This window comes from Lacinutrix sp. C3R15, from assembly GCF_018860825.1.
Lineage (GTDB): Bacteria > Bacteroidota > Bacteroidia > Flavobacteriales > Flavobacteriaceae > Oceanihabitans.
Genome location: NZ_JAHKPZ010000029.1, coordinates 1 through 1,530 on the forward strand (window position 1 = coordinate 1; position 1,530 = coordinate 1,530).

2 protein-coding genes are annotated in these 1,530 nt (G+C 29.5%); both read right to left on the minus strand.

What is annotated here, in order from left to right; translation table 11 throughout:
• Positions 1 to 418 precede the first annotated feature (418 nt).
• Positions 419 to 889, minus strand: a complete 471-nt coding sequence (locus KO494_RS08675) for a DUF6169 family protein (protein WP_215967216.1) — start codon at positions 887 to 889, stop codon at positions 419 to 421.
• A gap of 2 nt (positions 890 to 891) precedes the next feature.
• Positions 892 to 1,023, minus strand: a complete 132-nt coding sequence (locus KO494_RS16050) for a hypothetical protein (protein ID WP_256447835.1) — start codon at positions 1,021 to 1,023, stop codon at positions 892 to 894.
• Between the last annotated feature and the right edge of the window lie 507 nt (positions 1,024 to 1,530).

Consider the following 1,530-nt stretch of genomic DNA (forward strand, 5'->3'; position numbering starts at 1 on the left):
GAACTGAATTTCGTAAATAACTTATTATGTTCCTATTAATCTGAAAAGTTTTTTGGATTACTTGTTGCGTGAACAATTCAGTTCGAGAATTGAGTGATCAGAATATGTGATTATTTTATTGCGATTTGAGTAAGAAAAAAATCCGATGATTTATGTTTAGATAAAAAAAACAGTTTATTGAAAGTTACAATTTCCAAGCTATTTTTTATAACGTGTTTGTATATGGTTTGTTGCGTGGTTTAAGCAACTAATTTAGTAAATAATTACCGACCAAGAAAGTCCGCGAGGACTTTCGTAAGTAGGCAGGAAGCCAGCAATAAATTATATACGGTGTTGCCAACAGTACTTTTAAATACGTTCATTCGCATACTCTAAGTTTTATTTCTATGAGATATGTTTTAGCCTAAACAAAAGTATTTTATTCATTTTTAGCTCTTTCATAAACGTCCAATGTTAAAAGTATTTCAGTTTCCATTAGTGTAGTCTCATAGATATCTGAACAATACATAAATGAAATATTATAATCTGCTGAATCAAAGTCATAATCATATTTTACCCATTGTTCCATCCCGCAAATTGAAAACCAACGGCTAAATAATCTTTTTCTATTTAATTGTTTAGAGTCTGCACTATCGCATAAAAAGTGAATTACTAAAGACTGGTCTGTTTCTAAAAATTCAATTATAATATTTAATATTGTTGAGGATATTTTAGTATCCTTTTTGCCTTTTTTTCCATCAATCTCTCCAAAGTCTAGAGAGTATACATTATTTAACGGAAAGGTTTCTTGAGACATATTCCTAAACGCAACGTAATATGTAAGGCTGAGCTCTGTGTAAAAATAAAAATAGGGGCCATCAGCCCCTTGTTCTTTATAATATTTATACATAACTAGTTGTTATCCTTAGCCTTTTCTTTTATTTTAGCTATGATTTTCATTCTATGCTCTTTTTTATCAAGAGCCATTCTTTCCAATACTTTAATTGTATTGTTATTAGCTTTTATTGTTGTTGAGCGTATCATTGCGTTATTCTTGTTTGTTAATCACATACAAAACTACAATAACTATTCCAAATTAAGTATATACTGAGTATACTATGTATTTATAATGTATTTACCAATCATAGTTTTTAACTATAGTAAATTAACCTTTTAATCGTTTTTAACTTTTATGTATTATTGAATAAATTATAAAAGAGACGAAAAATAGGGAATAATTCAGTTAAGACTGTTTAATGCGTATGAGTGCGATTGTATTGTTGGCAACGGTCTAGTGTATGGAAAGTTGCGTTTTTGTCAGCGAGGATTTTCCGAAGGAAAATCAGAAGTTGGCAAAAACGCAACTACCTTAATTTAAGCACTAATCTAGCAATTTTTTATACACATTGTTATAAAATGTAGCGAAACATTTGAGTAATAACGTTTTGCTTTGCCGTTAAGTTGCGCAATAAAAGGAGAAAAGCTAAACGTGTTTTGCTTTTACAGTTGAATAGCGAAAAGTGTTTTTTTCAAAACGCTTTGGAGCATTTT

Bases quoted from the DNA above. Each gene is read 5' to 3' on its own strand.
- KO494_RS08675 (WP_215967216.1), bottom strand. From the start codon at position 889: ATGTATAAATATTATAAAGAACAAGGGGCTGATGGCCCCTATTTTTAT.
- KO494_RS16050 (WP_256447835.1), bottom strand. From the start codon at position 1,023: ATGATACGCTCAACAACAATAAAAGCTAATAACAATACAATTAAAGTA.